The organism is Croceicoccus ponticola, assembly GCF_004004515.1.
Taxonomy (GTDB): domain Bacteria; phylum Pseudomonadota; class Alphaproteobacteria; order Sphingomonadales; family Sphingomonadaceae; genus Croceicoccus; species Croceicoccus ponticola.
Map to the genome: position 1 here is coordinate 758,663 of NZ_RXOL01000001.1, position 17,450 is coordinate 776,112.

General features: G+C 61.1%; 17 protein-coding genes and 2 tRNA genes. 10 read left to right on the forward strand and 9 right to left on the reverse strand.

Annotated elements, in window-relative coordinates; all coding sequences use genetic code 11:
- Nucleotides 1–85 precede the first annotated feature (85 nt).
- From EKN06_RS03665 to accC, 3 genes are all read left to right on the forward strand, one after another.
- Entirely contained in the window at nucleotides 86–499 is a 414-nt protein-coding gene (locus tag EKN06_RS03665) for a holin family protein (RefSeq protein ID WP_127611973.1), read from the forward strand.
- Between the two features lie 133 nt (nucleotides 500–632).
- Nucleotides 633–1,085: an acetyl-CoA carboxylase biotin carboxyl carrier protein gene (accB, locus tag EKN06_RS03670; RefSeq protein ID WP_127611974.1), complete on the forward strand. Its 453-nt coding sequence runs from the start codon at nucleotides 633–635 to the stop codon at nucleotides 1,083–1,085.
- A gap of 13 nt (nucleotides 1,086–1,098) precedes the next feature.
- Nucleotides 1,099–2,448, forward strand: a complete 1,350-nt coding sequence (gene accC, locus EKN06_RS03675) for an acetyl-CoA carboxylase biotin carboxylase subunit (protein ID WP_127611487.1) — start codon at nucleotides 1,099–1,101, stop codon at nucleotides 2,446–2,448.
- 54 nt (nucleotides 2,449–2,502) lie between these two features.
- Here the strand turns inward: accC and EKN06_RS03680 are convergent, their stop codons facing one another.
- The gene (locus EKN06_RS03680; RefSeq protein WP_127611488.1) at nucleotides 2,503–2,970 is read right to left on the reverse strand and encodes an Lrp/AsnC family transcriptional regulator; all 468 of its coding nucleotides are present in this window, start codon (nucleotides 2,968–2,970) and stop codon (nucleotides 2,503–2,505) included.
- A gap of 254 nt (nucleotides 2,971–3,224) precedes the next feature.
- Here EKN06_RS03680 and EKN06_RS03685 point away from each other — a divergent pair, with 254 nt between their 5' ends.
- The 3 genes from EKN06_RS03685 (at nucleotide 3,225) to EKN06_RS03695 (ending at nucleotide 5,163) form a co-directional block, all read left to right on the forward strand.
- The gene (locus tag EKN06_RS03685) at nucleotides 3,225–4,910 is read left to right on the forward strand and encodes a histidine kinase dimerization/phospho-acceptor domain-containing protein (RefSeq protein WP_164843916.1); all 1,686 of its coding nucleotides are present in this window, start codon (nucleotides 3,225–3,227) and stop codon (nucleotides 4,908–4,910) included.
- A gap of 58 nt (nucleotides 4,911–4,968) precedes the next feature.
- A tRNA-Ile gene (locus EKN06_RS03690) sits at nucleotides 4,969–5,041 on the forward strand.
- 45 nt (nucleotides 5,042–5,086) lie between these two features.
- Nucleotides 5,087–5,163, forward strand: a tRNA-Pro gene (locus tag EKN06_RS03695).
- Between the two features lie 29 nt (nucleotides 5,164–5,192).
- Here EKN06_RS03695 and EKN06_RS03700 read toward each other — a convergent pair.
- The 4 genes from EKN06_RS03700 to paoA all read right to left on the reverse strand — a co-directional run bounded on the left by EKN06_RS03700 (nucleotide 5,193) and on the right by paoA (nucleotide 9,362).
- Complete coding sequence (locus EKN06_RS03700; protein WP_164843917.1) at nucleotides 5,193–5,414, reverse strand: hypothetical protein; 222 nt, start codon at nucleotides 5,412–5,414, stop codon at nucleotides 5,193–5,195.
- Nucleotides 5,415–5,642: 228 nt separating this feature from the next.
- Nucleotides 5,643–7,820 (reverse strand): aldehyde oxidoreductase molybdenum-binding subunit PaoC, encoded by a 2,178-nt coding sequence (gene paoC / locus EKN06_RS03705; RefSeq protein WP_127611491.1) that lies wholly within the window; start codon nucleotides 7,818–7,820, stop codon nucleotides 5,643–5,645.
- Between the two features lie 4 nt (nucleotides 7,821–7,824).
- Nucleotides 7,825–8,775: an FAD binding domain-containing protein gene (locus tag EKN06_RS03710; RefSeq protein ID WP_127611492.1), complete on the reverse strand. Its 951-nt coding sequence runs from the start codon at nucleotides 8,773–8,775 to the stop codon at nucleotides 7,825–7,827.
- Nucleotides 8,772–9,362 carry an aldehyde dehydrogenase iron-sulfur subunit PaoA gene (gene paoA, locus EKN06_RS03715; protein ID WP_240654582.1) on the reverse strand — a complete coding sequence of 197 codons (591 nt, stop codon included), beginning with the start codon at nucleotides 9,360–9,362 and terminating at the stop codon, nucleotides 8,772–8,774. The genes EKN06_RS03710 and paoA overlap by 4 nt, the downstream gene beginning before the upstream one ends.
- A gap of 337 nt (nucleotides 9,363–9,699) precedes the next feature.
- On the opposite strand from paoA, the gene EKN06_RS03720 reads away from it, so the two are divergent.
- From EKN06_RS03720 to EKN06_RS03730, 3 genes are all read left to right on the forward strand, one after another.
- Entirely contained in the window at nucleotides 9,700–10,269 is a 570-nt protein-coding gene (locus EKN06_RS03720) for a superoxide dismutase family protein (protein ID WP_127611494.1), read from the forward strand.
- A 202-nt stretch (nucleotides 10,270–10,471) separates the two neighbouring features.
- Nucleotides 10,472–12,145, forward strand: a complete 1,674-nt coding sequence (ettA, locus tag EKN06_RS03725) for an energy-dependent translational throttle protein EttA (RefSeq protein ID WP_127611495.1) — start codon at nucleotides 10,472–10,474, stop codon at nucleotides 12,143–12,145.
- 146 nt (nucleotides 12,146–12,291) lie between these two features.
- A complete protein-coding gene (locus tag EKN06_RS03730; protein WP_127611496.1) occupies nucleotides 12,292–13,308 on the forward strand; it encodes an RcnB family protein in 1,017 nt (338 codons plus the stop codon).
- Nucleotides 13,309–13,375: 67 nt separating this feature from the next.
- On the opposite strand, the gene EKN06_RS03735 is transcribed toward EKN06_RS03730, so the two are convergent.
- Entirely contained in the window at nucleotides 13,376–13,933 is a 558-nt protein-coding gene (locus EKN06_RS03735; protein WP_127611497.1) for a cytochrome b, read from the reverse strand.
- Between the two features lie 102 nt (nucleotides 13,934–14,035).
- Between EKN06_RS03735 and EKN06_RS03740 the strand changes: the two genes are divergently transcribed.
- Nucleotides 14,036–14,722 (forward strand): 2OG-Fe(II) oxygenase, encoded by a 687-nt coding sequence (locus EKN06_RS03740; RefSeq protein WP_127611498.1) that lies wholly within the window; start codon nucleotides 14,036–14,038, stop codon nucleotides 14,720–14,722.
- Nucleotides 14,723–14,746: 24 nt separating this feature from the next.
- Here EKN06_RS03740 and EKN06_RS03745 read toward each other — a convergent pair whose 3' ends face one another.
- The 3 genes from EKN06_RS03745 to EKN06_RS03755 all read right to left on the reverse strand — a co-directional run bounded on the left by EKN06_RS03745 (nucleotide 14,747) and on the right by EKN06_RS03755 (nucleotide 17,345).
- Complete coding sequence (locus EKN06_RS03745; RefSeq protein ID WP_127611499.1) at nucleotides 14,747–15,133, reverse strand: UrcA family protein; 387 nt, start codon at nucleotides 15,131–15,133, stop codon at nucleotides 14,747–14,749.
- Nucleotides 15,134–15,297: 164 nt separating this feature from the next.
- On the reverse strand, nucleotides 15,298–15,690 hold the full coding sequence (locus EKN06_RS03750; RefSeq protein WP_127611500.1) for a metallopeptidase family protein: 393 nt from the start codon (nucleotides 15,688–15,690) through the stop codon (nucleotides 15,298–15,300).
- A gap of 2 nt (nucleotides 15,691–15,692) precedes the next feature.
- Nucleotides 15,693–17,345, reverse strand: coding sequence for a lysine--tRNA ligase (locus tag EKN06_RS03755; RefSeq protein WP_127611501.1), 1,653 nt, complete (start codon nucleotides 17,343–17,345; stop codon nucleotides 15,693–15,695).
- Between the last annotated feature and the right edge of the window lie 105 nt (nucleotides 17,346–17,450).

A 17,450-nucleotide genomic window follows, 5' to 3' on the forward strand; every position in this document is an offset into this window, starting at 1 on the left:
CGCGACACCGGCCAAGCCAATATTTTATTTTCCTACAATAGCGTCCGACTGCTCGATGCAAGGCCCCTGCCCAATGGAGAGCCGCATGCCCTTGCTCGATTCGCTCATCGTTCCGATTTCCCGCATCATCGACCGCGTCATCCCCGATCGCGATGCGCGCGAAAAAGCCAAGCTCGAACTGCTGAAACTCGAAGGCACGCAAGAGATGCAGCTTGTCGAAGCGCGCCTTTCAGCCATCGTCGCCGAGGCGAACTCCGCCGATCCGTGGACCAGCCGTGCCCGTCCGGGATTTCTTTACGTCATGTATGTCATCATTCTTTTCGCGATTCCGATGGGGCTGGTAGCCGCTTTCGATCCACCAGCCTCGCTGGCTATCGCGGATGGGATGACCCGCTATCTCAATGGTTTGCCGGAACCGCTCTACGCGCTCTTCGGTACCGGCTATCTTGGTTATACGGTGGCGCGCCAGTGGGGCAAGTCGCGGGGGATCGACCGCTAGCCCGTGGGGGAAGAATGGTCTCGCCCCTTGCCCTCCGTGCTGTCTCGGCGTAGCGCGCTACGCCAACAGACAACCTCCGAAAGAGGAATTGATGGGCGAAGCCAAGACCCCCACCAGCCGTCCCGCGGCCGGTATGAACGTTGACAGCGCACTTGTGCGCGAACTGGCCGAAATGCTGGCCGAAACCGGCCTGACCGAAATCGAGGTCGAGGACGGCGATCGCAAGATCAGGGTGTCGCGCGCCGTCACGGCGGCCGCGGCAACCGTCGCCGCCGTCGCTGCGCCGGCTCCGGCAGCAGATCCTGCCCCAGCCATTGGTGCAGTTGGCGTCGATGCCGGCAAAACGGCATTGGCGAACGCGGTAAAGTCGCCGATGGTCGGCACCGCATATCTTTCGGCGGAACCGGGCGCGGCCAATTTCGTCGAAGTGGGTCAGGCGGTAAAGGCCGGGGACACCTTGCTCATCGTCGAGGCGATGAAGGTCATGAACGCCATTCCCGCCACCCGCGCCGGCACCGTGTCGAAGATCCTCGTCGGCAATGCCGAACCGGTGGAATTCGACCAGCCGCTCGTCGTCATCGACTGAGCGGAGCCCTGTCATGACGATTTCGCGCATTCTGATCGCCAATCGCGGCGAAATCGCGCTGCGCGTGCATCGCGCCGCGCATGAAATGGGCATCGAAACGGTCGCGGTACATTCAACCGCCGATTCCGACGCGATGCACGTTCGTCTTGCCGATCAGGCCGTTTGCATCGGGCCGCCTGCGGCTGCGGACAGCTATCTCAACATGGCGGCGATTATTTCGGCGGCCGAAATCACCAATGCCGACGCAATCCATCCCGGCTATGGCTTCCTGTCTGAAAACGCCAAGTTCGCCGAGATCGTCGAAGCGCACGGGCTAAAATGGATCGGCCCCAAGCCGGAACACATCAGAACGATGGGCGACAAGGTCGCGGCCAAGCAGACGGCAGGGGCATTGGGCCTGCCGCTGGTTCCGGGATCGGACGGCGCGGTTTCGGATTTTGACGAAGCCCGGCAAATCGCGGCCGAAATCGGCTATCCCGTCATCATCAAGGCAGCGTCAGGCGGCGGCGGTCGCGGGATGAAGGTCTGCGAAGCCGAAGATCAGCTCGAAACCCTGATGAAGCAGGCGGGTAACGAAGCGAAGTCCGCATTTGGCGACGCCACCGTCTATATCGAAAAGTATCTCGGCAATCCGCGCCACATCGAATTCCAGGTGTTCGGCGACGGCGAAGGCACGGCCATCCATCTCGGCGAACGAGACTGCTCGCTACAACGGCGTCATCAGAAAGTGCTCGAAGAAGCGCCGTCGCCGGTCATCAGCGCCGAAGACCGCAAACGGATGGGCGAAACCTGTGCCAAGGCGATGGCCGACATGGGCTATCGCGGTGCGGGCACGATCGAATTCCTTTGGGAAAACGGCGAATTCTACTTCATCGAGATGAACACCCGGCTTCAGGTCGAGCATCCCGTGACCGAAGCGATCACCGGCGTCGACCTAGTCCGCGAACAGATTCGCATCGCCGACGGCAAGCCGCTTTCGGTGACGCAGGACGATTTGCATTTCGCCGGCCATGCGATCGAATGCCGCATCAATGCGGAACATCCGTTCAACTTCACCCCCTCGCCCGGATTGGTAACCAGCTATCACGCGGCAGGCGGCATGCACGTGCGTGTCGATTCGGGCCTTTACGCTGGATACCGCATCCCGCCTTATTACGATTCAATGATCGCCAAGCTGATCGTTTATGGCCGCACACGCGAAGGCTGCATCATGCGGCTGAAACGTGCTTTGGAAGAAATGGTCGTCGGGGGCGTACAGACGTCGATCCCGTTGCATCAGGAACTGATCCGGCAAGACGATTTCATCAACGGCGACTATACCATCAAGTGGCTGGAGGAATGGCTGGCCGAGCGCGAAATCTGAGCGCAGGCCGAGGCAAGCTCGGCTTGGCGCTTAACTGGGCAAACTTCGCCCGACTCAAAGCTCCAGCGGGACGCCTGGCTCGTTCTTCGACGTTCGAATGACGAGGGATGTCTTTACGCTCGCCACATTGGGCGCGGGCGTCAGATGGCTGGTCAGGAATTCCTGAAAGCTTTGCAGGTCCTTGCTGACGATTTTCAGGACGAAGTCGATTTCGCCATTAAGCATGTGGCACTCGCGAACCGCAGGCAACGTGGCGACATGGTCCTCGAACGCGCGCAAGGCGTCCTCTGCCTGGCTTTTTAGGCTGACCATCGCATAGACGGTTATCGTGAAGCCAAGCGCCGCAGGATCGAGCTCTGCATGATATCCGCGAATTGCGCCGCTTTCTTCTAGCGAGCGGACCCGCCGCAGGCACGGCGGAGCGGTAAGACCGACACGGCTGGCCAATTCGACATTCGTGATGCGCCCTTCAGCTTGCAGCTCGGCCAAGAGGCGCTGATCGATCTCGTCAAAATTCGTCATCGAAAACCCGTCGTTTCATCATTCATGCGGTGCCCTCCGGCTTGTGCAACAATTCCCCACGGGCGCGCAAGTTCCGAATACTATTGGCTGTGGCGTAAGCAATTATCGTGCGAGATTATTGACTGTGCCACTTTGCAACGCAGCGATCGGCCCCCTTCCCCCGTCTTAACCTGACGTTTACCTCGATGACTGGGGCGGAATCATGGATCGGTCGAGATTTTCGAAGCCGGTCTCTGCCTCATACAGGGGAAGAAATGACACTGGACGATCGCTTGCGCACCGTGCTCGACGTCGCTGCCGACAGCGACGATGCAGCGCGTGCACAGTATCGTCAACTCGTCGACCTGTTGGGAAGCGGCAAGGCCGCCGCCGATGGATCGCTCGTCGCCGCGGCTTTTCTCCGGTTGGCCTCCCTTGCCCGGCGTATCCCAGCGCGCGAACGTGCAGCGATCATATCCGACCCCGCCCTGCGATTGCGGTCGCCGCCGCTGGTTGCTCAATTGTGCGAAGGCGAGGCTGAAGTGGCCAACGCGGCGATCGATTCCGCCGAACTCGACGAAGAGGGCTGGACGGTCCTGATCGGCGTGCTCGACGAAGAACAGCAGGGACGGATTCGCAGCGCCCGCATGGCAGGGCGCGCCCGCAGATCGGAAGACTTGCCCGAACTTTTGCTCGAACATACCGTCAGGCGCGGATCGCCTGTCGACGAGCTAACGCCAAGCATCGCCATTCCCGAACGCACGCCAGCGCCATTGGCGGGCGAAGGCGCCGTTCGCAATCGTGCATCCGACGTAGCGGAAATAGTCGCGCGGATCGAACGGTTCCGCCTCCAAAGGCGGGAAGATGCGACGCGTGCGGTGACTGGCGGCGCACCGCGCCAGTCGGCCGATGCCGAAGCGGCACAGCCCGAACCTGCACCTCTCCCCATCGCCGCCGCAAGCGAAGTGGACTGTCTCATTTCGCCCGAAGGCAGGATCGGCTCGACCAGCCAGCTTGGCCCCATGCTCTGCGGCCTCATCCTGTCCGCCAATGCCGATGCCACCGCACGTCTTGACGAAGCAACGGCGACCGCATTGCGACGGCAGCAATCCGTGCGCGGGGGCAAGGTTACGATAGCCGCGTCACCCATCATCACCGGCGAATGGCGTCTGGACGCTGCGCCTAACTTCGATCCGGTGGGCAGGTTTTTGGGCCATCATGCCCGGCTCACCCGGCAGATTGGCAAACGCACCGACCAACGAGGCGATCTCGTCCGGCAGGCGCTGCATGAATTGCGGACGCCTATCAACGCGCTGCAGGGCTTTTCCGAAATTATCCAGCAACAGCTTTTCGGCCCCGTCCCGCACCAGTACCGCGCGCTGGCGGCGAACATCGCGGGCGAAACCGCAGCGCTGCTAGCGGGGCTGGAGGAGGTTGACCGCCTGATCCGCCTCCGGCTGGGCACGCGGAGGCTTTCCGACGGGCAGACCGCCATCGGTCCGCTGCTGTCCTCGGTCGTCGAACAAGTCATGCCGATCGTATCTGCACGTGGAGCCACCCTTCACGCCGATCTTGCCGATCCGATGGTGACCGTCCCGGTTGCAGAGGGGGACGTCGAACGGATCGTGTGGCGTTTGCTGGGGGTTGTCGCCGTCTCTGCGGGGGTCAACGATCGCATCGTCCTGTCGAAACACGTCGAAGCCGATCGCATCGTCATTTCCATTGATTTGCCGCGCAGTCTTTCGACGCTTGACGACGAAGCTCTTTACGGAGCTGCGGCGAATGACGACGCGACCGAGGAACTGGCCGTCGGGCTGCTTGGGCGCGGCTTTGCCCTCCGCTTGTTGAAGGCCGAGGCCCGCGCCGCAGGGGGCGGATTGACGCGTGACGACGGCAGGCTCGTCCTGTCGCTCCCTTGCGAGCATTGCGACGCAATCGGCGAAAGCGAAGCTGTCGCTTGAACTGCCGGCATCACCACGCTTGCCAAGCGCCCCTGCCCCCGCTAGTCGCGCAGCCCAAGGGCCTGTAGCTCAGCGGTTAGAGCTGGCCGCTCATAACGGCTAGGTCGCGGGTTCGAATCCTGCCGGGCCCACCGTTCTTCCTGCCCCCCTACCGGGAGGGGCTGGACGCCAAGGGTCGGGGAGTAGCGCAGCCCGGTAGCGCGCCTGCTTTGGGAGCAGGATGTCGCAGGTTCGAATCCTGTCTCCCCGACCACTTTGGAAAAACAACTCAAAATCAGATACTTACCATCCAAACCACTCCTCCTGTTGGGCAGGTTTGTGGGGCAGCCGTCGAATGCTCGTAGGCGGCTGGGTGCCAGACAGGCGCACATGCCATTCCGCCTTGAGCAGGACTTCCCACGCATCAGCCTCGATCTGGGCAGTGCGCTTGTCGGTGGCCTCCATCGTCTTGTGGAGAATCTCCCGGCCCTCATAAGCTTCCCGCAAGGTCTTCGGGATCCTCACGCGAGCCTCGAACTTGTTAAATCGTGCGCGTATCGACGCCATCATTCACCCCATTACCGCCCCGTGTTGGGCAGGTTTGTGGGGCAGGTCTGTAGGGCGCAAGCCTATGTAATGCAAGGTTTCCTAGGAGTTTTGCGGGGTTAAGGCACCCTCGTCTCCGTCTCCTGTCTCCCCGACCAACTTGGCCTCTTTCGCACGCTTCGCTCTCACGCCTGCCACGACACCGCTTCAGGCGATCGCGGGCAGGCGATCGAGGTATTTGTCCAGGGTCAGCGGGTAATCCCGCACGCGGATGCCGGTGGCGTTATAGATCGCGTTGGCAATGGCCGCACCGGGTCCGCAGATGCCAAGCTCGCCCACGCCCTTGGCCTTCATCGGCGAAACTATTTCATCCAACGTATCGAGAAAGATGACCTCCTGATGCGGGATGTCGGCATGAACCGGGACTTCATAACCGGCAAGGTCGTGATTGACGAAGCAGCCGAAGCGAGTGTCGACCGTCAGTTCTTCGGTCAAGGCGGCTCCGGCTGCCATCACCATGGCGCCGATCACCTGACTGCGGGCCGAAAGCGGGTTCAGGATGCGTCCTGCGTCGCATACGGCTAACATCCGACGGATGTGGGTTTCGCCGGTATATGCATCGACTGCGACTTCGCAGAAATGACCGGCATACGTGGCGACATCGTAGTCCTTCTTGAACTTGCCAAACCGTATCGTATCCTCTGCGCTGAGCGTGCCGGCGTCGGCCAGGCGGAAGGCCTTGTTGGCGGCCACGATCGATCCGTCTTCGAACCGGGCATCGTCCGCATCGAAGCCCAACACTTCGCCAATTTGCCTGCGGAGTGCGACGCACGCGGCATAGACGCCCGCAGTGGAACTGGTCGCCCCCCACTGCCCGCCCGAACCCGCAGAGGCGGGGAAACTGGAATCGCCCAGCGTTACGGTGACATGGTCAAGCGGGACGCCCATCATTTCCGCCGCCGTTTGCGCGATGATCGTGTAAGTGCCGGTGCCGATGTCGGTCATGTCGGTTTCGACCACGATGCGACCGTCGGCCAAATGCACCCGTGCGCCCGATTTGCAGGTCGGCGCGCCGCGATAGCCAGCCGCCACGCCCACGCCGAAAAGCCAGCGCCCTTCGCGCCGCGCGGCAGGCGTCGCACTGCGTTCCGACCACCCGAACCGGTCAGCCCCTTCGCGCAGACAGCGCACAAGGTTGCGGTCGGAAAACCTCTTGCCCGGATTGCCCGGCACCGCATCGGGCTCATTGACGACGCGAAGCTCGATCGGGTCCATTCCCAAAGCTTCGGCCAGTTCGTCCATCGCGACTTCCAGCGCCAGGTGTCCGACCGCCTCACCCGGGGCGCGCATGGCGTTGCCTTCGGGCAGGTCGAGCGTGGCACAATATTCCGCCGTCAGTCGATTGGCGCCGGCATAGACCTTTGCGGTCTGCGCAGTCGCGGTTTCCCCGCTGGCTCCTTCGACGTTGTAAGACCAGTTCTGATGCGAAAGCGCGGTGATGTGACCATCCATCCGCGCACCCAGCCGGATACGTTGGTGCGTGGCCTGACGGTGGGTGGCATTGTTGGCCACCAGCGGGCGCTGCATCATGATCTTTACCGGGCGCTTCGCCGCTTTGGAGGCCAGCGCGGCAAGCACCGCATCGGCGCGAATGAACAGCTTCCCGCCAAAACCGCCCCCGACATACGGGGAATCGACCCGGACATTCGCGCTATCGATGCCCAGAATGTCGCCAAGGCTTTCCTTTGCCCACGTGATCATCTGGTTAGAAGTCCACAACGTCAGCTTGTCACCATCCCACGCCGCGATCGTTGCGAGCGGCTCCATCATCGCGTGGGTCTGGCCGGGCGTAGTGTAGGTCTCGTCGATCTGCACCGCAGCTTCGGCAAATGCTGTCTCAAAGTCGCCAAGCGTCTCGGCCTCGCCGCTGCGTGGTGCGCTGGCCCGGACCGCGTCGAAGTCGAAGGATCCGGTCGACCGGTCATAGTTCGTATCGATCAATGCCGCCGCCGCGCGGGCCTGTTCGAAGGTTTCCGCCACGACGCAGGCAATCGCCTGATGGTAGTGAGTGATCTCGCTGCCGCCGAACAGCGGTGCATGGTTGTCCATGCCCTTGCCGACCGGTTGCGTGTCGGGCGCGGTGACGATCGCGATGACGCCGGGCGCAGCTTTTGCCGCCGTCAGTTCCATCGACGTGATTCGTCCCTTGGCGATGCCGGCCCCCACAATCCAGCCATAGGCCTGATCCGCGACGACATCGTGCCGTTCGTAGGCATAGGGCGCGGTGCCCGTCACCTTGTTGGGACCGTCGATACGCGGAGTGGATTTGCCAACTATCCGGGCGTCGTCGAAAATATTGCTGCCTGCCGGTGCGTCGAATTGCATGGCCTTAGCTCCTCGCTTCGGCGATCACGCTGGCGAGCGTCCGGTCAGCCAGGGTGATCTTGAACTTGTTGTCATCGGTCGGCGCTGCTCCTGCGAACGCCCTCTCGACGACTGCGCCCGCGCCTTGGGGCAACAGCGCCTCGGCCTCTTCGCTCCGCCACGGTTTGTGGGCGACCCCGCCAAAAGCGACCCGCCCGGTGCCATCGTCGTGCAACACCGCCGCCACGGACACGAGCGCGAAGGCATAGGACCGGCGATCCCGCACCTTCCGATAGATATGACGACCGCCAATCGGCTTGGGCAGGGTTACGGAGATTATCAGCTCGCCCTCGGCCAATGTGTTGTCTAACCACGGCTGGTCGCCGGGCAGCCGGTGGAAATCGGCCAGGGCAATGGACCGGCCGGTCCCGTCGGGCATGACAGTTTCGACCGTCGCATCGAGCAGTCGCAGCGCAATCGCCATGTCGCCGGGATAAGTCGCTATGCATTGATCCGACGTGCCGATCACCGCAAGCTGACGCGAAAAACCTTCTGCCGCGGCGCACCCCGAACCCGGCGCACGTTTGTTGCATGGCAGGTTGGTGTCATAGAAATACGGGCACCGCGTCCGTTGCAAAAGGTTGCCCGCCGTCGTCGCCTTATTGCGCAACTGACCCGAAGCACCGGCCACGATCGCCCGCGTCAGCACGCCATATTGGGCCCGCACCCGATCGTCCGATGCCAGCGCTGTATTCGTAACCAGCGCACCGATGCGCAGGCCACCGTCGCGTGTTGCGTCGATCTTATCGAGCCCAAGATCTTGGAGGTCGACGAGGTGCGTCGGCGCCTCGATCTGCAACTTCATGAGATCGAGCAGGTTCGTGCCGCCGGCTATGAATTTTGCGCCATCGCGCCCCGCGACCGCGGCGGCCGCCTGTTCGGGCGAAGTCGCTCGCTCGTAGGTAAAAGCCTTCATGCCTCGGCTCCCGCGACTTCGACCATTGCCTCGGCAATGTTGGAATAGGCTCCGCAACGGCAGAGGTTGCCGCTCATCCGCTCGGATATTTCATCGCGCGTCACGGTTGGGGTCGCAGTAAGATCGGCGGTCGCATGGCTCGGCACGCCGGCCGCGATTTCCTTCAAAACCGAAACGGCGGAACAGATCTGGCCCGGCGTGCAATAACCGCATTGATAGCCGTCGTGCTTCACGAAGGCGGCTTGCATGGGGTGGAGGTCGTCCACGGTGCCCAATCCTTCGATCGTGGTAACCGCGTCGCCGTCATGCATCACGGCAAGCGTAAGACAGGAATTGATGCGCTGCCCATTCACGATGACGGTGCAAGCACCGCACTGACCGTGATCGCAGCCTTTTTTCGTGCCGTTGAGCCTGAGATGCTCGCGCATCGCGTCGAGCAAGGTGGTGCGCGGATCGAGCGAAAGCGCGACTGTCATGCCATTCACTTCCATGCCAACGGGCATAAGCGTCGCCGCCAGCCCTGCCGCGGATGAGCCGGAACCCGTAACGTTGTCGGCCGTGGCGTTGTCGTTGCCCGTTGGTGTCATGTCTTGCTGCATCCTTTCGGGAGCCCGCATGGTGATGTGATTTGACGAATACCCGCATCCGATGGACGTTTGGGCGGTGTCAATCAGGCTAACGCGCCTGCACCGCTATCGTTGCATGGTAGTTGCGGCTTTTCATGCCGTCGACCCGGTTGAATCGACATGAGCAGCCGCATCTCGCCGCCACTTGGCAATACGACGAGACATGCAAGACATTGGGGGCGCAAACAAGTCTTGCCAGCGGACCACATAATCTGAACGATTGCGGCTGTCGTCCACCGGGTCGCAACGGGCCGGGCGTTTATAATTCCGGCGTTCAAAGCATTGAAGGAACCCATTCGTGAAACTCATTTCCGCCAAAGCATCGGTCTTCGCCATGATGGCCCCTTTCGCGCTGAGCGCCTGCGGCGAAGTCGCAGATCATGCTGTCGAAGCCACACCCGCGCCGGAAATGTTCGAAAACCCGGCCGCCCAAAGCGCCATTGCAGAGCTGAAGGATGTTGCCGGAAATGTCGTGGGCATGGTGACTGTGACCGGTAATGATGGCGCGCTTGCGGTCAAGGTCATCGCCAACAACCTGCCCAAAGGTCTGCACGGGGCGCATATTCACGCCACTGGCGATTGTTCTGCTGCCGACTTTACCAGCGCCGGTGGACACTGGAACCCCAACGCCACGAACCACGGGTTGGACAGCGCGCCGCCGCACCCGCATGCGGGCGATACCGGCAATATCGAAATTGGCGAGGACGGCACCGGAACGCTGACCGGTACGTCTGACGGAACCTGGGCGGCCCTGTTCGACGCCGACGGTTCGGCTTTCGTCGTCCATGCCGCCCCTGACGACATGAAGAGCCAGCCTGCGGGCAACGCCGGCGCCCGGATCGCATGCGGTGTATTTGTCGCGGGCTGAGCGCTGAGGGGATCGAAATCAAAGGGGCCCGATATTGCGGCTATCGCGCCCCTCTTCACGCCCCATTTTCATGGTCGTCGACCGATTGGGGCAGTGTCCCGCGACCAAATGGAAACGCGCCGGTTCCCCTTGCTGAAAGCGTGCATAATCCCTATCTGCGCGGCAAATCCTGAAACTCTAGAATACACCCAGAGGACGACGCATGGCCGCCCAATACGCATATGTCATGAAGAACATGACGAAGACTTTCCCCGGCGCCCCCAAGCCGGTGCTGAAAGACATCAACCTGCAGTTCTATCAGGGTTCGAAGATCGGTATCGTCGGCCCCAACGGCGCGGGCAAGTCCACGCTCATCAAGATCATGGGCGGCATCGACACTGATTTTACCGGCGAAGCGTGGCCGGGCGAAAACATCACGGTCGGCTACCTGCCGCAGGAGCCCGAGCTCGACCCCACCAAGTCGGTGCTGGAAAACGTCAAGGACGGCGCCCGCGAAACTGCGGATCTCGTAGATCGCTTCAATGAAGTGTCCGCTCTGATGGCCGAACCCGACGCCGATTTCGATGCGCTGGGCACCGAGATGGCCGAACTCCAGGAAAAGATCGACGCGGTGGACGGCTGGACGCTCGACAACCAGCTCGAAATCGCGATGGAAGCTTTGCGCTGCCCGCCGAGCGACGCCGACGTCGCGAACCTTTCGGGCGGGGAAAAGCGTCGTGTCGCGCTGACGCGTCTGCTGATCCAGAAGCCGTCGATCCTGCTGCTCGACGAACCGACCAACCACCTCGACGCCGAATCGGTGCAGTGGCTGGAAAACCATCTCAAGGAATATGCGGGTGCGGTGTTGATGATCACCCACGATCGCTACTTCCTCGATCACGTCGTGGGCTGGATCCTCGAACTCGACCGCGGCTCGTACTATCCGTACGAAGGCAACTACTCGACCTACCTCGAAAAGAAGGCCAAGCGGCTCGAGCAGGAATCGCGCGAGGAAAGCGGCCGTTCCAAGGCTCTCAAGGAAGAGCTGGAATGGATCAGGCAGACGCCTGCCGCCCGCCAGACCAAGTCGAAAGCACGTATCCGCAAGTTCGAGCAGCTGCAGGACGCGCAGAACGATCGCAAGCCCGGCAAGGCCCAGATCGTCATCCAGGTGCCCGAACGGCTTGGCGGCAAGGTGATCGAGGCGAAGAACCTAACGAAGTCGTACGGCGACAAACTGTTGTTCGAAAACCTTTCGTTCATGCTGCCCCCGGGCGGCATCGTCGGCGTGATCGGGCCGAACGGCGCGGGCAAATCGACCTTGTTCAAGCTCATCACCGGCAAGGAAACGCCCGACAGCGGTGAAATCGAGATCGGCCAAACGGTACATCTCGGCTTCGTCGACCAGAGCCGCGATCATCTCGATCCTAAGAAGAACGTGTGGGAAGAAATTTCCGACGGTCTCGATTACATGACCGTCAACAAGCATGAAACTTCGACGCGTGCCTATGTCGGTGCGTTCAACTTCAAGGGCGCCGATCAGCAGAAGAACGTCGGCAAGCTGTCCGGCGGTGAGCGCAACCGCGTCCACATGGCCAAGATGCTGAAGGAGGGTGGCAACGTCCTCCTGCTCGACGAACCGACCAACGATCTCGATGTGGAAACGCTGGGCGCGCTGGAAGAAGCAATCGAGAACTTCGCCGGTTGCGCCGTGGTCATCTCGCACGATCGCTTCTTCCTCGATCGCCTTGCTACCCACATCCTCGCTTTCGAAGGCAACAGCCACGTCGAATGGTTCGAAGGAAACTTCGAAGCTTACGAGGAAGATAAGCGCCGGCGCCTTGGCGATGCGGCTGATCGACCGACCGCCCTCGCCTACAAGAAACTCACTCGCTAAGTGGCCGTAAATCCGTTCATCTAAAAATATGTTTAGATGAACGGATGTCCACGGTCCGGTTCATGACCGCGACAGACGGATACCTGTAAATACAACTCCAGCGACCAAGTGAGCGCTAGCCAGCGTTCCCAGTTTGGAGAGTATCAATGTTCAGGGTCCAGACCTTCAAGACGGTGACAGCAGCAATCCTTGCCACCACCATGCTGGCCGGCGCACCTGTCGCGCAGGCCGTCCCGATGTCCAGTGAAACACGGATTGCAAACGCATCGGCAAACCTTGCCGGCCGTGAAGATCGCGGGGAAAACCGCGGTTCAAGGGCCGAGCGCAAGGAAAGTCGTTCAGATAGCAGCAGCCGCATTCGCCCCCAACGCGAGGCGCGTAGCGAACCGCGCGAGCAACCGCAGTCGCGTTCCGCAGAGCGTTCCGGCCGCGACTGGAATCAGTCCAGCCGCCGCAGCGAGACGGCCCAAGCGAGATCGGGTCGCGATTGGAACCAGTCCGATCGTCGCAGCGAAACTGCGCAAACGCGTTCGGGTCGCGATTGGAATCGTTCCGATCGTTCGGACGGCAATTCGCGCACGGTCATCACGCCACAGTCAGATCGCAGCACCCGTCAAGCGACGTCCACGCGCACCGATGACAGCCGTATCCGTAACCGGTCGGATACGCGGTACAATACCGGGACGCGATCTGATGGCGACCGTTCCTACAGCGACCGGGATCGCAACCGCACCTATACCGACCGCAACCATAGCGATGGCACGCGTGACAACTGGCGTGACCGCGACGGCAGCCGCACGGCGCACTATCGCGACAACAATTACCGTGACGGCGATCGCCGCAGCCATAATCATAGATGGGACCATAGCTGGCGCGACAATAGCCGCTACGATTGGCACCGTTATCGCAATGCGCACCGGAACCATTATCGCATCGGCGCTTATTACTCGCCCTATCGCGACTACAGCTACCGTCGACTGAGCATCGGCTTCACGTTGGGTTCGATGTTCTACAGCTCACGTTATTGGATCAACGATCCGTGGCAATACCGCCTGCCCGAAGTCTACGGCCCCTATCGCTGGGTCCGTTACTACGACGACGTGATGCTGGTCGACATGTACTCTGGCGAAGTTGTCGACGTGATCCACGACTTCTTCTGGTAAGGTCAGGGTCGCAGACTTAACCGGAAGAGACGGCCCCTCGCCCACACGGCGAGGGGCCGTTTTCCGTTCAGCGGCGACCCAGTCCAGGGATCATCCGTCCCAGCTCGCCATTCTTGTCGAAGAACTGGTGCTTCAACGCGCCCAGTATGTGCAGACCGATCAGGATCATCATGGGCGTCCACAACGTCTTGTGAAGGCCGATCACCCACTTACCGGCATCAGGATCGTTGGCAACGGGCAACGCCGGAACCTGAAACAGGCCGAAGAAATCGACGCCGAATCCATAGGACGAAGTGGCGAGCCAACCAAGCACCGGTATTGCAATCATCAAGATGTAGAATACGGCGTGGACAAACTTGGCCAGCATGCGCTCCCACGTCGCGTAATTCGGGTCCATCGGCGGCGGCGGGTTGACCAGTCGCCAGACGATGCGCAGGACCGTGAGCACCAACACTGTGATGCCCAGTGCCTTGTGCGGATTCATGTAAACGGCAGCCGCAGGTCCCTCGAGATGTTCCGCAGCTTCGGCCAGTCGCCAGTTTACGATGAGAGCGATCGCGATCAGCCAGTGCAGCACTATGGCGACCGCCGAATAGCGGTCACGATGGGTGTTGATTGTTTCCATATTGATGTGCTTACCCTTGAACTAAGTTACGACCACCAATCCTAACCGGGTTGACCGGTTCCTCAACCTTAACTTTTGATAGTCACGCAACCGATACGAACGATGGCCAAAACCGGACGCACAGACGAAACCAACCGCAAGGAAATCGCGACGATGAACGCGGCCGTTCTTGAACGGCTGCGCGGGGACGACGATGTGCAGGTGCTCAGCGACGATAAGCTGAAGCTGTTCGGGGTCGCGGAATTCTTCTCGGTCGAAGAGTGCGAGCGGCTGATGGCGATGATCGACAGGAGCGCCCGTCCCTCGCCCGTATTCGATGTCGATTACGGGAAAAGCGCGCGAACCAGTTATTCAGGCGATCTCGATGCGGCCGATCCCTTCGTCAGGATGCTGCATCGGCGGATGGACGACCTGATCGGGGTAGAGGAAAACTGGGGCGAGACCATGCAGGGCCAGCGCTATTCCGTAGGACAGGAATTCAAGGCCCATCATGACTGGTTCGACACCACGCAGCCTTATTGGAAAGGCGACGTCGCCTTGGGCGGACAGCGCGCATGGACGTTGATGGTCTATCTAAACGACGTGGATGCCGGTGGCGCAACTGAATTTCCCAAGGCCCATGTCGCCGTCCCTCCGCAACAGGGCACGCTCATCGCATGGAGCAATGCCGATGACGACGGTAAGGTGAACATGGACACGCTCCACGCCGGAACGCCCGTCGTGGAAGGACTGAAGTACATTGTGACGCGTTGGTATCGCGCCCGGCCCTGGTTCAAGCACGAGGCCTGATCGCGGACGGGTCAACCGGCTTGGCTATCCTCTCGCCCGCGAGATGACCTGATCGGCCTGCGACATGCCATTGCTGACCGCGATCCGCATGCAGCTATCGTCCGTTACAAGCGGATAGTCCTTGGAAATCTGGTCGCATCCGCTTTTCGCGGCGTCGCGGATGCGGTCCTTCAAGGTCTGTACACCGCTATCCGACCGTAGGTCGAGATCGGCGAAGCTCACCGTGCGCTGGACGGAATAGACCAGGACCTTGCCCATCATGGCACCACGCGCCCGCTCTTTCTCGACGGTAACCTGCGGTGCGATCACCATGATTTCCTGCGTGTCGGCGGGTTGGGCAAACGCGCTTGGGGAACACAGCAATGGGAACGCCGCAACAATGACAACTCCATATTTGAAGAATTTCGCCATTTCCTGATCCTTCCGCAAAAGCGAGGCGGAAATAGCAAGCGCCTCGATGCCAAGGCCTTGCCGCTCGCATGGCCATCATCGGTCGGGATCGGCGGCGTGATAATCGGGAATACTACTGAGCGACGTTGGCCGGCAGTAAATGTCCGCCTGAACGCGGCAATCGGTTACCGGGCCTGATCTTCCAGCGCGTGCATGTCGTCGTCGCTCAAGCCGAAATGATGTCCGATTTCGTGCACGACTACATGGGTGATGAGCGCCTCTAGCGTCACATCGCTTTCGCACCATTCGGCAAGCAGCGGCTGGCGGTACAACGTCACCTGAGGTGGCATGTCGCCCGAGTTCCAGACCGATTGTTCGGTCAGCGGATAGCCGTGGTATAGCCCGGTCAGATCCCACTCGCTCTCGATGCCCATAGCGGCCAACGTTTCGGCGTCGGCGAATTCTTCGACCCGAATGACGATATCACCAAGATGCGCTGCAAATGGTTGAGGCAGCCGCTCCAACGCAGCGGCTGCCATTGTTTCGAACGCGGCGGCATCGGGCGCGCGTCCGGCCATGGTCAGGCCTGCTCCACGCCGCTTTGCATCAGGGCATCAGCGATGAGACGGCGGCTGTTCGCGACCCCGTAAAGCGCGATGAAGCTGCCCATGCGTGGCCCCTGCGACGATCCCAGCAGCGTTTCGTACAACGCCTTGAACCAGTCGCGCAGGTTCTCGAACCCGAATTCTTCACGCTTGCCAATCTCGTAGACCGCCGTCTGCAAATCTTCAGCCGAAGTATCTTCCGAGAACCCGGCAAGCGCATGGTCGAGTGCTTCCAACGCCTTCGCCTCATTCGCTTCGGGTGGGCGCCTCACCAAGGTCGGCGCGACGAAATCGCAGTTGTAGGCCAGCGCGCGATCGACCAGCACGTCGAGTGCCGGATGTGCTGCAGGGTCGGCATCGTGGATGTAATTGCCAAGATAAGACCAGACCTGCGCCCGGTCTGCCCCTGCACCCAGCACGGCGACAAGGTTCAGCAACAAGCCGAACGTTACCGGCAAACTGTCCCCTGCGCCTGCCACGTGGCCAAGATCGTGCCCGCCGTTTGCGCCCAGTAAGTGCCAGACGGCATTGCCAAGTTGTTGTTCGAGCGGCTGGCTGGGCAGCTTTTCACGGAACTGCCAGTATTCGTCGACAGCCTTGGGGATGATCCCGACGTGTAGCTGCTTCGCGCTCTTCGGCTCGCGGAAGAGATAGAAACCGAGCGATTCCTCGCTACCATAAGTCAGCCATTCCTCGATCGTCAGGCCGTTGCCCTTCGACTTCGAAATCTTTTCGCCGTTCGCATCCAGGAACAGCTCGTAGATCATGCCCTCGGGCTTTCGCCCGCCGAGTATCCTGGCAATCTTGCCCGATTGGGTGACGCTGTCAGTCAGGTCCTTGCCGCACATTTCGTAATCGACACCCAGCGCGACCCAGCGCATCGCCCAGTCGACCTTCCATTGCAGCTTGGCATGTCCGCCAAAGATCGTCTGTTCGACCGTTGTGCCATCCTCGTCGGCAAACCGGATCATGCCGGTATCCGCGTCGATCACCTCGATGGGCACCTGCAACACGGTGCCAGTGGTCGGGCTGACGGGCAGGACGGGGGAATACGTCGCCTGCCGCTCGGCCCGCAGGGTCGGAAGCATGACTTCCATTATCGCACCATAGTTGCGCAGCACGCCGCGCAGCGCATCGTCGAATTCGCCCAAATTATAACGGTCGCTCGCCGACACGAATTCGTAGTCGAAACCGAACTGATCGAGGAAATCGCGCAGCCGGGCATTGTTGTGCGCGGCAAAGCTTTCGTGAGTGCCGAAAGGATCGGGAATACGGCTCAACGGCTTACCAAGATTGGCGGTCAGCAATTCAGCGTTCGGCACGTTGTCGGGCACTTTACGCAAGCCGTCCATGTCGTCGCTGAACGCGATCAGCCGTGTCGGATGCCCGCCGGTCAGCACTTCGTATGCACGGCGGACCAGCGTGGTGCGCAGCACTTCCTGAAACGTGCCGATGTGCGGCAGGCCCGACGGGCCGTAGCCGGTTTCGAACACCACCGGCACCAGATTGCCGTCGTCATCGCGCTTGCCGCCTGGAAAGCGTTTGGCGAGCCGCTGGGCTTCCTGAAACGGCCATGCCTTTGACGATGCGGCGGCGGCCTGCAGCTGTTCTTGCGTGATGGTGTCCATAGCTGCGGGCTTTGGCCTTCGCGGGCGCAATATTCAAGTGGATTGGCAGCCGGGATCGTCGCACTTGTCCGGTTTTGCGCGGACATGATCCCGATTGCGGCTTGG

Excerpts from the sequence above, each read along its gene's own strand:
- EKN06_RS03665 (WP_127611973.1), top strand. The coding sequence starts at position 86 with ATGCCCTTGCTCGATTCGCTCATCGTTCCGATTTCCCGCATCATCGAC.
- accB (WP_127611974.1), top strand. The coding sequence starts at position 633 with ATGAACGTTGACAGCGCACTTGTGCGCGAACTGGCCGAAATGCTGGCC.
- accC (WP_127611487.1), top strand. The coding sequence starts at position 1,099 with ATGACGATTTCGCGCATTCTGATCGCCAATCGCGGCGAAATCGCGCTG.
- EKN06_RS03680 (WP_127611488.1), bottom strand. The coding sequence starts at position 2,970 with ATGACGAATTTTGACGAGATCGATCAGCGCCTCTTGGCCGAGCTGCAA.
- EKN06_RS03685 (WP_164843916.1), top strand. The coding sequence starts at position 3,225 with ATGACACTGGACGATCGCTTGCGCACCGTGCTCGACGTCGCTGCCGAC.
- paoC (WP_127611491.1), bottom strand. The coding sequence starts at position 7,820 with ATGCAATTCGACGCACCGGCAGGCAGCAATATTTTCGACGACGCCCGG.
- EKN06_RS03710 (WP_127611492.1), bottom strand. The coding sequence starts at position 8,775 with ATGAAGGCTTTTACCTACGAGCGAGCGACTTCGCCCGAACAGGCGGCC.
- paoA (WP_240654582.1), bottom strand. The coding sequence starts at position 9,362 with ATGACACCAACGGGCAACGACAACGCCACGGCCGACAACGTTACGGGT.
- ettA (WP_127611495.1), top strand. The coding sequence starts at position 10,472 with ATGGCCGCCCAATACGCATATGTCATGAAGAACATGACGAAGACTTTC.
- EKN06_RS03730 (WP_127611496.1), top strand. The coding sequence starts at position 12,292 with ATGTTCAGGGTCCAGACCTTCAAGACGGTGACAGCAGCAATCCTTGCC.
- EKN06_RS03735 (WP_127611497.1), bottom strand. The coding sequence starts at position 13,933 with ATGGAAACAATCAACACCCATCGTGACCGCTATTCGGCGGTCGCCATA.
- EKN06_RS03740 (WP_127611498.1), top strand. The coding sequence starts at position 14,036 with ATGGCCAAAACCGGACGCACAGACGAAACCAACCGCAAGGAAATCGCG.
- EKN06_RS03745 (WP_127611499.1), bottom strand. The coding sequence starts at position 15,133 with ATGGCGAAATTCTTCAAATATGGAGTTGTCATTGTTGCGGCGTTCCCA.
- EKN06_RS03750 (WP_127611500.1), bottom strand. The coding sequence starts at position 15,690 with ATGGCCGGACGCGCGCCCGATGCCGCCGCGTTCGAAACAATGGCAGCC.
- EKN06_RS03755 (WP_127611501.1), bottom strand. The coding sequence starts at position 17,345 with ATGGACACCATCACGCAAGAACAGCTGCAGGCCGCCGCCGCATCGTCA.